Raw genomic sequence first — 18,677 nt, forward strand, 5'->3', positions numbered from 1 at the left:
TTTATGCGCTCTCTTTCTCAGCGATTTCTGGAGAAAATTTATAAATCAATAAGGATTCCACCGGATATAGGACCGCTTTCGCTGCGGGCATACCAAGCAGATATCCCTGGCCAATATCACACCCAATATCCTGTAGACGCACAAGTTGACTGGTGTGTTCGATACCTTCGGCGGTGACTTTTACCCCCAAAGAACTGGCCAATGAGATAATGGCACGTACAATTTTTTCTTTTTTTTCATTGTGTTGGAAAGTATCGATGAAGCTCTTATCAATCTTTAACTTATCAAATGAGAAGTTGCAAAGCTGAGAAAGACTGGAGTAACCGGTACCAAAATCGTCTAACGCAATTTTTATTCCCTCATCCCTGAGTTTTTTAAGCGTAAATCGGGCTACATTGGCATTCTGAAAAAGTGCACTTTCCGTGATTTCTACCTCCAGACGATCTGCGGGCAGCCCCAACTCATTCATGACGCTCATGATGCGCGTGCTCAGTTGCTTATTACACAGCAGTATCGGGGAAATATTAAATGACAGTACCAGATGAGCAGGCCAGCTTAATGTTTCGAGACAGGCTAGCCGAAACAACTGCTCCGTCAGCTCAGAGATTTTACCCATCTCTTCCGCCAGAGGAATGAATAGAGTAGGGGAAATAAATTTGCCTGGGGAGACCTCCCAGCGCGCAAGGGCTTCAAAACCGACTGTTTTTTCGGTTCTCAGGTCCACTAACGGCTGGTAATAGACAGAGAATGCATTACTCGCCAACGCTTTCTTAAAATCACTCTTAAGTTGGGCTCGGGATAAAAGTGTATTCTGCATCAAGGGAGTAAAGACCCGGACTTCCTCACGACCGGCCTTCTTAGCAATGTACAAAGCACAGGCCGATTGCTGAATAGCTTGTCGAAGATCGCCAGAATCTTCAGGATAGCGGGAGATACCAACATTGGCGGCTATATTAAAGGTAAAACCATCAATTTGAATAAGGCTGCAAATAGTCTTCACTATGCGTTCGCCCAGCAATGATAGGTCCGTTTTATCTTTATTTGACTTTAATACCAAAAACTCATCACCGCGTAATTTATAGACATTATCTGGGAACATATAAGAGAGGCGTTGTCCAACCAGCTTAAATATTTCATTTCGGTGGTCGTAGTCGAGCAGATCGTTGACATCTTTAAACTTATTAATCTCTATACTTAGAACTACATGATTTAGTGCATCTTTATTCTTAGCAGAACGTGAAATATAAGAGTCGAGAAATTTTTGGTTAGGTAGATCCGTTAAGATATCATGGCTAGACATCCAGTTGATGCTCTTTTCTGCCTCAATACGTTTCGCTATCTCCTTTGACATTCTGTTTATTCGCAATGAGCTATAGATAAACCCCAGCAATCCGGTGACATTTAGTGCAATAAAAACCGCGTCTAGATTATATTTCTTATATTTTGACAAATAGGGAAACAGCACCTCACTTAAATTAAACATGAACACAAAAAAGTATGCAATTAAAAATACAAACCCACCAAATAAAAATTCAATCTTTATATTATCATGAGATGTTGGCAACATAAGTATCCCTTAAGATAATAATATTATCTTCATAATGTCATATGATGAACCACCCTATCTCGCCTAACACAACGACAATATCAAGCCATCATCCAGTTGATAATGAGTTATCGGCAAAATAAATATAAAGTTTAGATATAATCATTTTTTAGTCGATCAAAAAATTATTTTGACATTTTTGACAAAAAATCCATTTTGTTTATCGGGCAGAAAAAAGGCACTTCGATCATGTGAAGTATACTCTCTGACAGAAATAAGGATGGATTATCAGCAGCTTAATTTTACATCCTAAAATCAGGAGGATTAAGAAATTGCCTCCTCAACAGGTTATTATATTTGTCACACTATACTGCACGTATTTTCACTGAGAACCAGAGGGTGATAAGCTTTAAAGATAATCCATTCTCGGATTTCAATATTAGTGTAAAACACGTACGAATGAAGTAATGGTTTTGTCGTCAGCTTGATTCTAACTCTCTGATTTTAATTCTCGAATTTGCTGAGATATGACTTTAAAACGCGCAATTCTTCAAATCAAACTGCATCATCAGGTGATTCCGGGGACCGAAGCGATGTCATTATCACAGCAACGTAAAACCGGATTAAAGTGCGAAATACGCAGAGATAAGCTATTGGCCCCTCTTGTTAGGGAGGGGCTAACAATTATAACGTGTTGGTGAAGGTTCGGGAGACCACATCCTGCTGCTGCTCGGGCGTCAGGGCGTTAAAACGTACGGCATAACCAGAAACACGGATGGTGAGATTTGGATAGTTTTCTGGATGTTCGATGGCATCCAGCAGCATGTCGCGATTCATGACATTGACATTAAGATGCTGCCCACCTTCCATCGACTCATCATGGTGGAAATAACCATCCAGCAGGCCGACCAGATTATTATTACGCACCGCCGAGTCCTTGCCCAAGGCCGCAGGGACAATCGAGAACGTGTAAGAAATCCCATCTTTGGCATATTTGAACGGCAGCTTACTGACAGAGGTGAGTGATGCCACGGCCCCTTTGCGATCACGGCCATGCATAGGGTTAGCACCTGGTGCGAATGACATACCGTCGCGTCGGCCGTCGGGGGTATTACCCGTTTTCTGTCCATACACCACATTAGAGGTAATAGTCAGAATTGACTGCGTCGGCACTGCATGGCGATAGGTTGGCAGCTTGCTGATTTTCTTCATAAAACGTTCAACTAAATCACAAGCAATACTATCGACACGCTCGTCGTTGTTACCGTACTGAGGATATTCGCCCTCAATGGCAAAATCGACAGCCAGCCCATCGGCATCACGGATTGGTTTAACCTTGGCGTATTTAATGGCTGAAAGCGAATCCGCCGCTACCGAAAGCCCGGCGATACCGCAGGCCATGGTGCGATAAACATCGCGATCATGTAGTGCCATCAGTGACGCTTCGTAGCTGTATTTGTCATGCATATAATGGATGAGATTCAGGGCGCTGATATATTGCACCGCTAACCAATCCATAAACACGTTGAGGCTAGCCATCACCCGCTCATAGTCCAGCACGTCATCGGTCATCGGGGCACATTTCGGGCCGACCTGAATTTTGAGCTTTTCATCCATGCCACCATTGATGCAATACAGCAGCGTTTTAGCCAGATTGGCGCGCGCACCAAAGAATTGCATCTGCTTACCGATCACCATCGGGCTAACACAGCAGGCAATCGCATAATCGTCGCTACTAAAATCTGGCCGCATCAGATCATCATTTTCATATTGCAACGAAGAGGTCTGAATCGAGACATTGGCCGCATAACGCTTAAATGCCTGTGGCAACGCCTCCGACCATAAAATGGTTAAATTAGGCTCCGGCGCTGGCCCCATGGTTTCCAACGTATTGAGATAACGGAAGGTATTCTTGGTCACTAAGGTTCGGCCATCCAAGCCCATTCCGCCCAGCACTTCCGTGGCCCAAATCGGATCACCGGAGAACAGTGAATCAAACTCAGGTGTCCGCAGGAAACGCACCATGCGAATCTTCATGATGAAGTGATCAATAAGCTCCTGCGCCTGCTGCTCGCTCAACACCCCGTTGGCTAAATCGCGCTCGATATAAATATCGAGGAATGTCGCGGTGCGGCCCAGTGACATCGCACCACCATTTTGCGATTTCACCGCGGCCAGATAACCAAAATAGAGCCACTGAATAGCTTCTTGAGCATTTTTGGCCGGTCCTGAAATATCGCAACCGTAGCGAGCGGCCATGGTTTGAATCTGCAACAGCGCGTGGCGATGCTCAGCCAGCTCTTCGCGCAGGCGAATCACACTTTCCAACTCAATACCTTGCTCAAGTTGTGGCTGTAAATCGGCAAACTGTAGCTCACGTTCCCGCACCAGATAGGCAATGCCATACAGTGCAATACGCCGATAGTCGCCAATAATACGCCCTCGCCCATAGCCATCCGGCAGGCCGGTCAAAATGCCGGATTTACGACATTTCAGCATCTCAGGCGAATAAACATCGAACACGCCTTGATTATGGGTTTTACGTAAATCAGTGAAGATATATTTGAAGTTGGCATCCATCTCACGGCCATAGGCGTCAAATGCGCTTTGCACCATGTTGATACCGCCAAAAGGATGTAACGCGCGCTTCAGAGGTTTATCGGTCTGTAGCCCGACGATTTTTTCCAGCTGTTGTTCAATGTAACCCGCTTTATGGGCAGTGATGGTGGTGGCAATATCATCATCAAAGTCTACCGGCGCATGAGTCGCATTCTCCAAACGAATCCCTTCCATAACCTGCTCCCACAATTTTTGGGTCGCAGGGGTGGCGCCGGAGAGAAACGACTCATCACCTTCATAAGGTTGATAGTTCTGCTGGATAAAATCTCTGACATTAATTTCGCTATGCCAATTGTTCCCGCTAAATCCGAGCCATGCATCGGCATATCTTTTATTATTTACATCAACATCAATCTTCATGAACAAACTCCAATAAACAGAATATAGCTGGTGATTTCATGGGCTTTAGGGTCAAAAAACAGCCTCGGGAACCGCTGCGCTCTGTTGTGCGTAGCCAAGGCGGACCGCATCAAGCGCAATCATTTTTTCTTCATTGGTGGGGATAACTGCGGCAACGACCCGTGAGCGGGCGGTAGTGATGACATGAGAGGTTCCATGCTGTAGCCGGTTGTTTTTACCGTGATCGATGTCGATACCAAAAACGGCCAGATGCTCCAGCGTTAACTGACGGATAAGCGATGAGTTTTCGCCAATTCCCCCGGTCAGAATCAGGCCGTCGAACCGGCGCAGCGAACTGATATGTCCGCCAATATGGCGTGCAAGGCGGTGCACAAAAGTATGTATCGCCAGACGCGCCGCTTCATGCCCCTCGTGATAGGCTTTCTCCAGCGTCCGCATATCAGCAGACAGACCGGAGATCCCCAATAAACCGGACTCCTTATTAAGCATATGATCCAGATCTTCCAGACTTTTCCCGGTTTGGCGCGCCAGATATGCCAGTGCGCCAAAGTCCACATCACCACTGCGTGTTCCCATGACCAAACCGTCCAATGGGGTCATGCCCATCGATGTATCAACGCTTTTGCCGTCCTGAACCGCGCAGACAGATGCACCATTCCCCAAGTGAGCGATAATCAGGCCGCAATCGCTCCCATCAAATCCGAAGAAACTCGCGGCAAGCCCTGCCACATAGCGATACGACGTGCCATGAAAACCATAACGTCGTACCCCCTGTTCGCGGAAATAGCGGTAAGGTAGCGCATAGAGATAAGCCTCCGGTTTTAATGTTTGATGAAAACCGGTATCAAATACGGCGACTTGTTTAATGCCGGGAAATAGCTGGCGTGCCGCCTCAACGCCGTGCAAATTGGCGTAGTTATGCAGCGGAGCCAGTGGCGAAACCTTTTTGATTTCCTCCACCACCCAATCATCAATCAGCACTGATTCACTGAATATTTCACCACCATGGGCAATACGGTGGCCAATCAGCGAAATTGATTTATTAAGGCCACGCTTTCCCAGCTCATCGGCAATCGCTGCCAATGCATCAACATAATTCCATTGAGCCAATTGAAATTGAGTGACTCTATCAATCCGCAAAAAAGGTTTTTCAGTGCCAATACCGTCGGCAATCCCGCAGATTACCGCGTCACAATTGTCGGCGGTCAGCACTGAAAATTTAATGGATGATGAACCACAGTTAATAACCAAAACTGTAGGATTTAATGTCATGTGATTACTCCGCCCGTGTTTTTTGGGCAAAACACGGACTTTTAAGCGCCGTACTTATATTAATTTGTAGACGATGTTGAAGATGGTCAACAGACCGACGAGGGTAACAAAATAGTTTTCTGGCCGGCCTCTGAAACGGGCCAGAGAAGGCAGTTTATGAACGGCGTACATAGGCAGCAGACACAGTAGTGAGGCGATAATTGGTGCCCCCATGGCTTCAATCAAATCAAGGATATTCGGGTTGAGATAAGCCACCACCCAGGTTGATCCCATGATGAAAAACATACTGACCAGATTAAGCTTGCCACCGGATATTTTAGTTTTATCGCCTTGGTAGCCGAACTTAATAATCAGACCATTGAGACCTTCCAACGTACCGAGATAATGTCCGAAGAAAGATTTAAAAATAGCGACCAGCGCAATCAGTGAAGCGGCATATTCCAGCGTAATGGAGAAGGTCGATTTGCTACCGGACATGGCAGAAAAATGGTTTGCCAGATAAGACAGCACTGGAATATTTTGTGCCTTAGCTTCTGCCATATTTTGCGGCGACAGCGTAAACAGGCAGCTAAAGGCAAAGAACATCACCACAGCCACCATCAACATGCTGGCCTTACTAATAATCTGAGAGCATTTTTTCTCAGTAAAATCCCGGCCAAACTCCGGTTCATATTCTTCACGCTTTGAGACCACGAAAGAAGAGACAATCGGCGAGAAATTGAAAGAGAACACCATGATGGAAATACCCAACCACACCGTCACCAGTATGCCATCGTGTCCTAGCAGAGAAATCTGGCTCAAATCCACCTGCTCAATAACCGAGGCATTCCAGTAAGGGATCAGTGAGAGTGAGATTAATACCAGACAAGTAATAAACGGAAATACCAGAAAACTCATCACCTTAACCATCAGATCTTTACCGAAGTAAATCACCCCAGCCATCAGCAATAGCAACGCCAGCGCCACCACACCACGGTTTAGCGGAGCCAGTTGGAGTTGATGTTCCCAGAAGGTCATAAAGGTATTGGTGATGGTTACGCCGTAAATCCACAACAACGGACAAATTGCGAAAAAATAGAGGAAGGTAATCACCACACCACCGGTTTTACCGAAGTGTTCTTCCACGGTCTCCGTAATATTGCCTGAACAGTTACTGCCAGATAAACATAAACGCGCCAATGCCCGATGACAGAGAAAGGCAATCGGATAAGCCAACACCAACATAATTAAAATAGGAATTAAACCGCCGAAACCTGCGCGGATTGGAAAGAATAAAACGCCTGCCCCTATTGCTGTGCCAAATAATCCCAAAGTCCAGGTTGTATCTGATTTGCGCCACGTTTTTGTTTCGATTGCGGTAGTGGTTGTAATAGCATTATCGATATCCATTAATAAATTCCTTATTAATATATTTTACGAAATACTGCCTAATCCCGTTATTTGTGATACGCGCGATAAATCAATATTGCCGCCTGATATAATGCTGACGGTCTTTTTGCCGGTGATATAATCTTTTAGTTTGCCGCTTAATAATGCTGCGGATGCTAATGCACCTGCACCTTCGGTAATAATCTTGTTACGCTGAATAAGGTCAATCATACTTTTTCTTATTTCATCTTCACTGACCAGTACAATGTCGGTAACCAATGTTTTGACGATTTCAAAAGGTAACGTACCTGGGCGAGTCACATCACAACCATCGGCAAGCGTACCGGTTTTACGATGATTAGTAATACTGCCGCTATAATAAGATGCCGCCATGCCGTGAACATTCTCTGACTGGACGCCAATAATATTAATGGTTGGATTAATAGATTTAATTGCCAGCGCGATACCGGCAATTAATCCACCGCCACCAATAGGGACAATCACATTATCGACATCATAGAGATCTTCGAGTATTTCCAGCCCGATAGTGCCCTGACCAGCAATCACTTTTTCATCATCGAAAGGGTGAATAAAAATACGGTGTTCCATTTCAATAATTTCACTGGCTTTTGCTATGGTATCGTTGAAATTCTCACCATGTAGCACCACCTGTGCAGAATATTCACTGGTCGCCGCAATTTTTGATTTAGGGGCGCAATTTGGCATCACCACCTTGCTGTTAATCCCCAACATGGCACAGGATAAAGAAACCCCTTGCGCATGATTACCCGCCGAACAAGCCACAACCCCTTGCCTTCTCTCCTCTTCGCTGAGTGAGCTGAGCTTATTGAATGCACCGCGAATTTTGAATGACCCGGTACGTTGCATGTTCTCAAACTTCAGATAAATCTCGCCATGACAGCGCTCACTCAGATAATTCGACCTCGCTAATCCTGTTTTGTAGATATGCCCTCTCAATCGTTTTTGTGCATCAATTACATCATTGATAGTTATTGGTAAGTCACTGTAAATTTTCATCTTTCATAGCCTTGCAGATTAAAATTCCTAAGAATTATGTATTTTGCTTGGCAGGATGCTACGACACAAAAAACTGCATTAATGTGATGATTGCAGCAAAAAGACGTGGAGTTGATCTTCCAACCAGTTGTTTGTTTCGAAAAATGCAACGCGGTCGACACTCTACAATTTGGATTAGTTTTTATAATCTAAAATGGGCTTGCTCAGTTCGATTCGCCCTGCCACAAAAACAAGCCGCATCCTTGCGGCTTGAGCATTACGTCAAATCAAGTAAGGTGTTTAATTGCGCTATCTGTTGTCGCCACTGGCATTGCAGCTCTGGCTTCTGATGCTTGAACTTACGTGCCAGATCCTGTTTCAGCTTACTTTCCAATTCCAACAACTCAGCCAACAACTGCTCTTCTTCACTTTCCACTAACATTATCGACTCAGGTTCGAATGTGGAGGCGGGCACAGAAACTGATGCAGGTTTATCGGCCAAAATGGCATAGACCGGTTCTAGATGGTGCCACTCTTCCAACCGCTGCTTATCGATTAACCAAAAACGATTGCAGCTTTGTTCAATCAATGTACGGTCATGGGAAACCAGCAACACCGCACCACTGAAGGTTTTCAGCGTATTTGCCAGCTCTTCTTTACCTTCCATATCAAGATGGTTAGTCGGTTCATCAAGCAGTAGCAATGAATAGTTAGCCAGTGTCAGGCCGATAAATAACAAGCGTGAACGCTCTCCACCACTCAAGGTGCTAACCAGCTGCTGATGCCGAAGATAGGGGAATCCGGCACCGATCAACGCCATTTTTCGCTGATCTTCGGTCAAGGGTGCAAAGGGGGCTAAAGCCTCGGATAGAGTGTCTTTATCACGCAGTTGTTGCAGACTTTGGTCGTAATAGCCCACACGTACTTTAGGGTGGAACGTCACTCCCACGTCGGCGGTCTCTGGTTGGCTAAAGGCCCGCCATAGGCAGTGCAACAGAGAAGATTTACCGCAGCCATTGCGACCTACCAATGCAACGCGATCACCGCTTTTGACCCGAAATTGTGCCAATTCAAATAGCACCGGTGCCTGAGCCGCTGGTCGAACCCGTAAATCTGAGAGTGCCAGCACTCGGTCTGCCGCCAGAGCTTCGCCATTTAGGCGCAATTGCCACTGATTACCGGCGGTGACCTGAGTTTGCTCATCCTTGAGGCGATCGACCTGTTTCTCCATTTGTTTAGCCTTACGCGCCAGTTTTTCGTTGTCATACACGCTGCCCCAGATGGCCAGTCGCTTGGCGCTTTTCGCTACCCGATCAATTTCCTTCTGTTCGGCTAAACGGCGATGACTGTCCGAGATATCTTTCTCCGCCAATGCCTGCCGTGCCTGAGTGCATGGCAGGCGGATAAATTGCAGATTTTTGTCACGCAAAATCCAGGTACAGTTGGTCACACGATCCAGCAAACTGCGATCATGTGAAACCAGTACAAAACTGCCACCCCAATTCAGGAGAAACTGCTCCAGCCACAGCAGGGTAGGTAAATCCAGATGGTTACTGGGTTCATCCAATAGCAGCAAATCTGGCTGGCGGATCAGTGCTCGTGCCAGCAACAGACGCGTATGCTGACCACCACTTAACGTACCGGCAGTCAGCGTCCAAGTGGGTTCATCAAACCCCAAGCTGACGAGCAAAACCTCTGCTTGCCAACGTTCTGGTTGATGCAGGCTATTAGGGAGATGATTGAGCACCGCATCCAGTAAGGTGCAATCATCTAAAGCGGCGGGGAGATGTTGTTCAACCCGGGCCATCAGGCACTGGTTGGCGGTAGTGATAGTACCGGCCGTGGCGGGAAGATCACCGCTGAGGATTTTCAGCAGAGTGCTTTTTCCACAACCGTTATGACCTATCAAACCAATGCGGTCACCTTTTTTCAGGCCGAAGGAAATCTCAGCCAGCAGTGGGCCGAAAGTGTTGTCGTAACCGACAGATTTTGCAGAAAGTAATGTGGTCATTGCTTACTCAAGTTTTACAGGCATAGAGATGCCTATCGTCAATAAAGCCGACGATAACCGGTAAGCCGGAGGGAAGTTGTCAGAGTGTTAGTTAGCTTCGCTCAAGCAAGTTATCGCAGCACGATACCGGTAACGCTTGAGCAATCACGATCACTAAAGACGAGTGAATAAAGAAACAATTCACGGGTCAACATAGTAATCCTCCTTAATATAATTCTGGTTAATGTATGACCTCATTATATTTAGTTTCTTCACTTTCTGCCAGTGCCGTCAGAAGGCCATAGACCGTGGTGGCTGCGGGTGTTTTTTGGCTAAGTACAGCTACGCGATTATCTCGTCCATCCAGTCAAACCAACTACTGACCCGCGTGCGATTGCCTGATTCAACCATTATCGGCCTTGAGCCCCGGATGGCGCTGGCATCAAACTTATGCGCTTGTCGAGCCAAGCTTAGTTCGCTAACTAAAACATCAATTAACAATAAATATGTCTTGATGTAACATTCGATCATACATGATAATGCTTATTATATTGATACTCGTTATCATTTCCGTGCTAAATATATGGACACACAGTTGAATAAAACACCGAGGTTGAACGACGAACCTGCTGTCGAGTATCCGACAGCAAGTAAGCCCTTGTCTGTCACCAGCGAACAACTGCTGGGAGAGCACGGTGTCGCCTTTATCGTCCATCAAGGCGAACACTATCAACTGCGCCAGACCAAGGCCGGCAAACTAATACTGACCAAATAACATACACAGAACCCACGTCATGGGTATTACAGCAAAACAGCAGCCGTACAGAGGCGAGGGCCGAGTAACGGGCCGCTAATACTGCTGTAGCATCAAAAGACGAAGGGGATAGCAAGCCACCCAGATTCTCGAATCAAGGCAGCCAGCAACCTATATATCTGTTTTATTCGCATAGAAAATATGGAGAATTGCCGACATGCCTCGTTTCATTTCTGACCGTTTCCGCTGGTCCCCACTCAGTTTGGCGATCGCTTGCACACTGCCTTTGGCCGTTCAAGCGGCGGATACCACTACCACGCCGACAAGCAGTAAAAAACACACTACCGATACCATGGTGGTTACGGCAACAGGTAATGAGCGCAGTAGCTTTGAAGCACCGATGATGGTAACCGTGATTGAAGGTACCTCGCCGACCAGCGAGACCGCCACCTCTGCGGCAGATATGCTGCGCAAAATACCGGGGCTGACCGTCACCGGCAGCGGGCGGGTCAACGGCCAGGATGTGACACTACGTGGCTACGGTAAGCAAGGTGTATTGACTCTGGTTGATGGTATTCGCCAAGGTACCGATACCGGCCATCTGAACGCCACTTTCCTTGATCCGGCACTGGTGAAACGTGTTGAAGTGGTGCGTGGCCCATCTGCCCTGCTGTACGGCAGTGGCGCATTAGGTGGTGTTATCTCTTTTGAAACTGTCGATGCCGCTGACTTGCTGTTAGCGGGCCAAAATACCGGTTACCGCGTTTACAGCTCTGCGGCTACCGGTGATCACAGTTTCGGCCTGGGTGCCAGTGCCTATGGCCGCACCGATGATGTTGATGGCATTCTCTCCTTCGGTACCCGTGATATCGGCAATATCCGTCAGAGTAATGGTTTTGATGCACCAAATGACGAAACCATCAGTAATGTGCTGGCAAAAGGAACCTGGCATATTGACCCGATTCAGTCACTGAGTGCTAATCTGCGCTATTACAACAACAACGCAATAGAACCCAAAAATCCACAAACCAGTGCGGCTTCCAGTGGCAATGTCATAACCAATCGTTCAACGATCCAACGTGATGCCCAACTCAGTTACCACCTTAAGCCACTGGATCAGGAGTGGTTGAATGCCACCGCACGGGTTTACTACTCTGAAGTGGAAATCAATGCACGGCCACAAGGTTCAGCCGAAGAGGGACGTAAACAAACCACGGAAGGCGGAAAGCTGGAAAACCGGACGCGTTTGTTTACCGACAGCGTTGCATCACACCTGCTGACTTACGGCACAGAAGCCTATAAACAAGAGCAGACGCCGGGAGGCGCGACGACCAGCTTCCCACAAGCAGATATCCGGTTTGGCTCCGGCTGGCTACAAGATGAAATCACCCTGCGCGACCTGCCAGTGTCCATTTTAGCCGGTACCCGTTATGACAACTATCGCGGCAGCAGCGAAGGCTATGCTGACGTCGATGCCGACAAATGGTCATCACGCGGCGCAGTGAGTGTTACCCCCACTGACTGGTTGATGCTGTTTGGCTCCTATGCCCAAGCTTTCCGCGCACCAACTATGGGCGAGATGTACAACGATTCACGGCATTTCCCCGGCAACTACTGGGTACCCAATCCGAATCTAAAACCGGAAACTAATGAAACCCAAGAGTACGGATTCGGCCTGCGTTTCAATGACTTGCTAATGGCTGAAGATGACCTGCAATTCAAGGCCAGCTACTTCGATACCAATGCGAAAGACTACATCAACATGACTGTCTCGCGCACAACCACCACATCAGTGAATATCGAGCGGGCAAAAATTTGGGGTTGGGATGCCACCATGAGCTACAAAACAGCCCTGTTTAACTGGGATCTGGCCTATAACCGTACCCGGGGTAAAAATCAGAGTACCAATGAATGGCTCGAATCCATTAGCCCGGATACCGTCACCAGCGTAGTGGATATCCCGGTTGCCAGCAGTGGTTTCGCGCTGGGTTGGATTGCCACATTTGCTGACCGCTCCAAACCGTTAAGCACCGGTAAACGTCAGGCCGGTTATGGTCTCAATGATTTCTATGTCAGCTATAAAGGCCAGGAACAACTGAAAGGTGTCACCACGACCGTGGTTCTGGGCAACGCATTCGACAAAGAGTACTACGCGCCGCAAGGCGTGCCACAAGATGGCCGCAACGCGAAGCTATTTGTGAGTTACCAGTGGTAATTCATTAAAAAAAGATAGTCTGAAACTACTCATCCGGTAATCCAATTTATGGATTACCGGATTATCATTTAACGCTGTCACCTGCATATAAAAAATCAATAGAACGAGGATGTCATCAATGAGCAAATCTATATATGAGCAGTACATACAAGCCAAAGCGGATAACCCAGGCAAATACGCGCGTGATTTAGCGACACTAATGGGTATTTCAGAAGCGGAACTGACTCATAGCCGTGTGGGTCATGATGCAAAACGCTTACAAGGTGATGCCCGCACCCTACTGGCCGCATTGGAGACGGTGGGGGAAGCCAAAGCTATCACCCGCAACACCTATGCCGTGCATGAGCAGATGGGCCGTTACCAGAATCAACATCTGAACGGTCATGCGGGTTTAATCCTTAACCCGCGTGAATTGGATTTGCGGTTGTTCCTCAATCAGTGGACCAGTGCATTCACACTGTCAGAAGAGACACGCCACGGCGTGCGCCATAGTATCCAGTTCTTTGACCAGCAGGGTGATGCGTTACATAAAGTCTATGCTACTGAACAGACGGATAGGGTGGCTTGGCAAGCCGTGCTGGCGAAGTTTATCAGTACAGAAAACCCAGCGTTGCCATTAGAAGCACTGAGCACACCTGAAGTGGCCGAGCCAACAGTTGATGATGCCACCGTGGATACCGAATGGCGTGCCATGACCGATGTACACCAATTCTTCCAGTTGCTTAAGCGCAATAATTTGACCCGCCAGCAAGCATTCCGCGCCGTCGGGGATGATCTCGCCTATCGTGTTGATAACCGTTCACTGACACAACTACTGAATATCGCCCAGCAGGATCAGAACGAAATCATGATTTTTGTGGGTAACCGCGGCTGCGTGCAAATTTTCACCGGTTTAATTGAGAAAGTGGCCCCGCATCAAGACTGGATTAACGTTTTCAATAAACGCTTTACGCTGCATCTGATTGAAACTGCTATTGCTGAAAGCTGGATCACCCGTAAACCAACCAAAGATGGGTTTGTCACCAGTTTGGAACTGTTTGCCGCCGATGGTACCCAACTTGCTCAACTTTATGGCCAACGCACCGAAGGGCAATCAGAACAAAATCAATGGCGTGAGCAGATTGCCCGCCTGATCAATAAGGATATCGCTGCATGAGACTAAGGCTGCTGTCACTCCCTTTCATTCTGTCACTGAGCGCCGGTATTCTGCCGCTAAATACATTCGCCGCAGAACGTATTGTCACCATTGGTGGTGATGTAACAGAAATCGCCTATGCACTCGGTGCTGGTGGCGAGATTGTGGCGCGTGACAGCACCAGTCTACAACCGCAGGCAGTGCAAAAGCTGCCTGACGTGGGGTACATGCGAATGCTCAATGCCGAAGGGATTTTGGCGATGAAACCGACCATGCTGTTGGTCAGCGCACTGGCTCAACCCTCATTGGTACTCAAACAGGTTGCCGACAGCGGGGTTAACGTGGTTACCGTACCGGGACAAACCACGCCGGAAAGTGTAACGGCGAAGATTAGTGCGGTCGCCACAGCGCTTCATCAGCCAGAACAAGGCCAAAAACTGATTAAGGACTACCAACAACGTTTAGCTGCGGTGAGCAGTACGCCACTGCCGGTAAAAGTGCTGTTTGTTATGAGTCACGGTGGCCTGACACCGATGGCTGCCGGTCAAAATACTGCCGCAGATGCCATGATCCGTGCCGCCGGTGGTAACAATGCCATGCAAGGCTTTAGCCGCTACCGCCCACTGTCACAAGAGGGGGTTATCGCCAGTGCACCGGACTTATTGCTGATTACCAGTGCCGGTGTGAAAGCACTGGGTGGCAATGAAGGGGTCTGGAAATTACCCGGTATAGCCCTGACACCCGCGGGTCAACATAAGCGCCTATTAGTGGTGGACGACATGGCATTACTTGGCTTTGGCTTGGAAACGCCGCAAGTGCTGACGCTGCTGCGCAAAGGCATGGAACAAGCGCAATGAATTGCCGTATCCATCCACGCCTGATGCTGAGCATCTTACTGATGGTTCTAATCTTATTAGCACTCGGCTCGGCCAATATGGGGGCTTTGACACTCTCGTTCCGTACCTTGTGGCATGCATCATTAGATGATGCCATGTGGCATATCTGGCTGAATATCCGCCTGCCGCGCGTGTTGTTGGCGGTGGTTGTCGGCTGCGCGCTGGCGGTTTCCGGTGCCATCATGCAAGGGTTATTCCGTAACCCGCTGGCTGACCCCGGCCTATTGGGTATCAGTAGTGGTGCCGCTTTGTGCGTCGGGCTAATTATTGTCATGCCATTCAGCCTGCCGCCACTATTAGCACTTTACAGTCATATGGTCGGCGCGTTTATTGGCAGCCTGGCCATCTCAGCCATTATTTTTACCCTCAGCCGCTGGGGCCATGGCAACTTATCCCGCCTGCTACTGGCTGGTATCGCCATTAATGCGCTGTGTGGTGCGGCGGTCGGGGTGCTGACTTATATCAGTGATGACCAGCAATTACGCCAGTTCTCACTCTGGAGTATGGGGAGTTTAGGCCAGGCTCAATGGTCAACACTGATGGTGGCGGCTTCTTTGATCCTACCCGCCTGTGTTCTTGGATTATTACAGGCGCGTCAGTTAAATCTGTTGCAGCTAGGAGATGAAGAGGCACACTACCTCGGTGTTAATGTACGCCAAGCCAAGCTGCGTTTGCTATTACTGAGCGCCATCTTGATCGGTGCCGCGGTGGCTGTCAGTGGAGTTATCGGTTTTATCGGGCTGGTCGTGCCACATCTTATCCGCATGCGTATCGGTGCTGACCACCGCTGGTTGCTGCCCGGTGCCGCACTGGGTGGGGCTTGTCTATTACTGACCGCCGATACTCTGGCCCGTACCTTAGTCGCCCCGGCTGAAATGCCGGTCGGGTTGATAACCAGCCTACTGGGTGGCCCTTATTTTCTATGGCTGATTTTACGTCAGCGGGAGCAACTCAGTGGTTGATATAGCAGGGCTTAATATAGCTGGGGTTAATCAGGCAGTAACACCGACGGCGTTATTGGAGGCTAATCAGCTCGCCTATCATGTGCAGGGCCAGAGGCTAATCAAGAATGTTTCGCTACAAATTGCCAGCGGCGAAATGGTAGCTATTATCGGGCCGAACGGCGCGGGGAAATCAACCCTGCTGCGCTTGTTAACCGGTTACCTCACCCCTTCTGATGGTGAGTGCCAATTGCTTGGCAAAGATCTGAAGAGCTGGCAGCCGCAGGAATTGGCCCGTACCCGTGCAGTCATGCGGCAATACAGCAGTCTGGCTTTTCCATTTAGTGTTAGCGAAGTGATTCAGATGGGCCGTGCCCCTTATGGCGCGGCACAAAATAGGCAAGCTTTAGAAGAGGTGATGGCTCAAACCGACTGTTTGTCACTGGCACAACGTGACTATCGCGCACTGTCTGGTGGTGAGCAACAACGGGTACAATTAGCCCGCGTATTAGCACAATTGTGGCAACCACAACCGACACCACGCTGGTTGTTCCTTGACGAACCGACCTCCGCATTAGATTTGTATCATCAACAGCATACCCTGCGCCTATTGCGCCAGCTCACCCACCAAGAACCCTTGGCGGTGTGCTGCGTGTTACATGATTTGAATCTGGCCGCACTCTATGCCGATCGTATTTTGCTGCTAGCACAGGGCGAACTGGTGGCCTGTGGCACACCAGCGGAAGTGCTCAATGCCGAGACGCTGACTCGCTGGTATCAGGCAGATTTGGGGATTTCACGCCACCCTGAAACCGCACTACCACAGATCTATCTGCGCCAGTAAATGATACACATTGCGAGGCTCAAAGCGAGCGGCCAGTCAGACTGCCGACAAATCACGATGATGCGATCTGAAGCCGTGAGAATAGGCAAAAGAGTAAAACGTCGCGCCTGGGATGGCGCAGCTCGAACCACCAAGGGCGATTTTACCATCTGCCTATTCTCTGCACCGCCGACACTTTGTCATTAGCCTCACCCGTCTAAGGCTAGCTTTGCTTTTCTAACACCACCTGCGGTTCTGCATCAGCCAACAATTCATAAATTGCCTTACCAACGATTTGCACTGCCCGTTCGATTTCTGCGGTCATTGGTTTGCTGTAGCTGAGCCGCAGGCAATTGCGGTATTTCCCTGAAGCTGAACTAATAAACCCAGCGGCAACCTGTACCCCCTGTGGTAATAAGCAGCGATTAAGCCGCAAGCTATCAAATCCATGAGGCAATTCGACCCAGAGCATAAAGCTGCCCTGCGGCCTGCTCAGACAGGTACTCGGTGGAAAGTATTTCATTACCCAACCGGTCATAATATCGCGGTTACGTTGATATTGGCGGCGCATCCGGCGCAAGTGCTGCATGTAATGCCCTTGCTTGATAAACTCAGCCATCGCCAGTTGTGGCAACGACGCCACCCGCCCGGCAGAAATATATTTCATGTGCAGCGCTTTCTCTAAATAGCGCCCCGGTGCAATCCAACCAATGCGTAAACCAGGTGCCACCGTTTTAGAAAAAGAACTGCACAGCAGTACCCGACCATCATCATCAAATGAGGCAATGGTCGGTGGGCGCGGATATTGATAAGCCAACCCGCCATATACATCATCTTCAATAATCGCCACATCATAGCGCTGAGCCAAGGTCAGTAAAGCCTTCTTGCGTTCGTCCGGCATATTGTAACCCAGAGGGTTATTGCAGGTTGGAGTAAGCTGAATCACTTTGATCGGCCATTGATCCAGTGCCATTTCCAATGCCTCCAGACTGATCCCCACCACCGGATCGGTCGGGATCTCAATCACCTTCATTCCCATCCCTTTCAGGGTTTGCATCGCACCGTGAAAACTGGGGGAATCGATAGCAACAATATCACCGGCCTGACAAACCGCCCCCAATGCGATAGCCAATGCGCCATGGCAGCCAGAAGTAATAATGATATTTTCAGCCGACTGATGATTACCGCTATCCAGCATCAGCCGGGCAATTTGCTCACGCAAAACCGGGGTACCATAAATATTGTCGTACTCCAGCACTTCCTCGCTTTGGTGTAGGCTAATTCGGCTAAGCAATCGACTGAGTATTTTTAGTCCCGGCCCAGACAGGTCGGGCGAACCGACGCCCAAATGGATAACATTCGCTTGATCGCCCCTGGTCAAAAATGCCAGCGTATTTTCCCACTGTGATACCTCTACCGGCCGCTGGGCATGGGTGCATGTCGCCGGTAAGGAAGGCAGGTTTGAACTGCAACGCACGAAATAGCCCGATTTCGCGCGCGCTTCAATTAGCAGGCACTCTTCCAGCTGCCGATAAGCCTGCTGGACGGTACTGATACTGACACCATGCTCGTCACTCAATACTCTGACAGAAGGCAGCCGCTCCCCTGCAATATACAGCCCCTCTTTAATCCGTTGACTAAGAATATCAGCCAGTTGTTGGTAACGAGTCATTGATATCACCTGATAAATTGAGTGGGACCAGTACAGATGGCGCTTATTTGTACCATTCAGTTTATATAT

The 18,677-nt window shown here is 48.5% G+C and carries 13 protein-coding genes; 6 read left to right on the top strand and 7 right to left on the bottom strand.

Annotated features, from left to right (window positions below; translation table 11 throughout):
• Position 1: 1 nt before the first annotated feature.
• The 6 genes from Q2T71_RS16895 to Q2T71_RS16920 all read right to left on the bottom strand — a co-directional run bounded on the left by Q2T71_RS16895 (position 2) and on the right by Q2T71_RS16920 (position 10,193).
• The gene (locus Q2T71_RS16895; RefSeq protein ID WP_372559957.1) at positions 2-1,567 is read right to left on the bottom strand and encodes a putative bifunctional diguanylate cyclase/phosphodiesterase; all 1,566 of its coding nucleotides are present in this window, start codon (positions 1,565-1,567) and stop codon (positions 2-4) included.
• 663 nt (positions 1,568-2,230) lie between these two features.
• The gene (gene pflB / locus Q2T71_RS16900; RefSeq protein WP_372559958.1) at positions 2,231-4,525 is read right to left on the bottom strand and encodes a formate C-acetyltransferase; all 2,295 of its coding nucleotides are present in this window, start codon (positions 4,523-4,525) and stop codon (positions 2,231-2,233) included.
• A gap of 51 nt (positions 4,526-4,576) precedes the next feature.
• Complete coding sequence (tdcD, locus tag Q2T71_RS16905) at positions 4,577-5,797, bottom strand: propionate kinase (protein WP_372559959.1); 1,221 nt, start codon at positions 5,795-5,797, stop codon at positions 4,577-4,579.
• Positions 5,798-5,851: 54 nt separating this feature from the next.
• On the bottom strand, positions 5,852-7,186 hold the full coding sequence (gene tdcC / locus Q2T71_RS16910; RefSeq protein WP_372559960.1) for a threonine/serine transporter TdcC: 1,335 nt from the start codon (positions 7,184-7,186) through the stop codon (positions 5,852-5,854).
• 24 nt (positions 7,187-7,210) lie between these two features.
• Positions 7,211-8,203, bottom strand: coding sequence for a bifunctional threonine ammonia-lyase/L-serine ammonia-lyase TdcB (gene tdcB, locus Q2T71_RS16915; RefSeq protein WP_372559961.1), 993 nt, complete (start codon positions 8,201-8,203; stop codon positions 7,211-7,213).
• A 256-nt stretch (positions 8,204-8,459) separates the two neighbouring features.
• A complete protein-coding gene (locus Q2T71_RS16920) occupies positions 8,460-10,193 on the bottom strand; it encodes an ABC-F family ATP-binding cassette domain-containing protein (RefSeq protein WP_372559962.1) in 1,734 nt (577 codons plus the stop codon).
• A 562-nt stretch (positions 10,194-10,755) separates the two neighbouring features.
• On the opposite strand from Q2T71_RS16920, the gene hemP reads away from it, so the two are divergent.
• The 6 genes from hemP (at position 10,756) to Q2T71_RS16950 (ending at position 16,957) form a co-directional block, all read left to right on the top strand.
• Positions 10,756-10,947: a hemin uptake protein HemP gene (gene hemP, locus Q2T71_RS16925; RefSeq protein ID WP_083161063.1), complete on the top strand. Its 192-nt coding sequence runs from the start codon at positions 10,756-10,758 to the stop codon at positions 10,945-10,947.
• 196 nt (positions 10,948-11,143) lie between these two features.
• Positions 11,144-13,141 (top strand): TonB-dependent hemoglobin/transferrin/lactoferrin family receptor, encoded by a 1,998-nt coding sequence (locus tag Q2T71_RS16930; RefSeq protein ID WP_372559963.1) that lies wholly within the window; start codon positions 11,144-11,146, stop codon positions 13,139-13,141.
• A 118-nt stretch (positions 13,142-13,259) separates the two neighbouring features.
• Complete coding sequence (locus Q2T71_RS16935; protein ID WP_372559964.1) at positions 13,260-14,297, top strand: hemin-degrading factor; 1,038 nt, start codon at positions 13,260-13,262, stop codon at positions 14,295-14,297.
• On the top strand, positions 14,294-15,133 hold the full coding sequence (locus Q2T71_RS16940; RefSeq protein WP_372559965.1) for a hemin ABC transporter substrate-binding protein: 840 nt from the start codon (positions 14,294-14,296) through the stop codon (positions 15,131-15,133). Before Q2T71_RS16935 ends, Q2T71_RS16940 begins: the two co-directional genes overlap by 4 nt.
• Entirely contained in the window at positions 15,130-16,134 is a 1,005-nt protein-coding gene (locus Q2T71_RS16945; protein WP_083161071.1) for an iron ABC transporter permease, read from the top strand. The genes Q2T71_RS16940 and Q2T71_RS16945 overlap by 4 nt, the downstream gene beginning before the upstream one ends.
• 16 nt (positions 16,135-16,150) lie before the next feature.
• Positions 16,151-16,957, top strand: coding sequence for a heme ABC transporter ATP-binding protein (locus Q2T71_RS16950; RefSeq protein WP_372560662.1), 807 nt, complete (start codon positions 16,151-16,153; stop codon positions 16,955-16,957).
• A gap of 202 nt (positions 16,958-17,159) precedes the next feature.
• Here Q2T71_RS16950 and Q2T71_RS16955 read toward each other — a convergent pair whose 3' ends face one another.
• Positions 17,160-18,608: a PLP-dependent aminotransferase family protein gene (locus tag Q2T71_RS16955; protein ID WP_372559966.1), complete on the bottom strand. Its 1,449-nt coding sequence runs from the start codon at positions 18,606-18,608 to the stop codon at positions 17,160-17,162.
• Between the last annotated feature and the right edge of the window lie 69 nt (positions 18,609-18,677).

Origin of the sequence: Yersinia sp. 1652 StPb PI (assembly GCF_041538345.1) — a bacterium.
Lineage (GTDB): Bacteria > Pseudomonadota > Gammaproteobacteria > Enterobacterales > Enterobacteriaceae > Yersinia > Yersinia enterocolitica_E.

Bases quoted from the DNA above. Each gene is read 5' to 3' on its own strand.
- Q2T71_RS16955 (WP_372559966.1), bottom strand. From the start codon at position 18,608: ATGACTCGTTACCAACAACTGGCTGATATTCTTAGTCAACGGATTAAA.
- tdcC (WP_372559960.1), bottom strand. From the start codon at position 7,186: ATGGATATCGATAATGCTATTACAACCACTACCGCAATCGAAACAAAA.
- Q2T71_RS16945 (WP_083161071.1), top strand. From the start codon at position 15,130: ATGAATTGCCGTATCCATCCACGCCTGATGCTGAGCATCTTACTGATG.
- Q2T71_RS16895 (WP_372559957.1), bottom strand. From the start codon at position 1,567: ATGTTGCCAACATCTCATGATAATATAAAGATTGAATTTTTATTTGGT.
- tdcD (WP_372559959.1), bottom strand. From the start codon at position 5,797: ATGACATTAAATCCTACAGTTTTGGTTATTAACTGTGGTTCATCATCC.
- Q2T71_RS16935 (WP_372559964.1), top strand. From the start codon at position 13,260: ATGAGCAAATCTATATATGAGCAGTACATACAAGCCAAAGCGGATAAC.
- pflB (WP_372559958.1), bottom strand. From the start codon at position 4,525: ATGAAGATTGATGTTGATGTAAATAATAAAAGATATGCCGATGCATGG.
- tdcB (WP_372559961.1), bottom strand. From the start codon at position 8,203: ATGAAAATTTACAGTGACTTACCAATAACTATCAATGATGTAATTGAT.
- Q2T71_RS16930 (WP_372559963.1), top strand. From the start codon at position 11,144: ATGCCTCGTTTCATTTCTGACCGTTTCCGCTGGTCCCCACTCAGTTTG.
- hemP (WP_083161063.1), top strand. From the start codon at position 10,756: ATGGACACACAGTTGAATAAAACACCGAGGTTGAACGACGAACCTGCT.
- Q2T71_RS16940 (WP_372559965.1), top strand. From the start codon at position 14,294: ATGAGACTAAGGCTGCTGTCACTCCCTTTCATTCTGTCACTGAGCGCC.
- Q2T71_RS16920 (WP_372559962.1), bottom strand. From the start codon at position 10,193: ATGACCACATTACTTTCTGCAAAATCTGTCGGTTACGACAACACTTTC.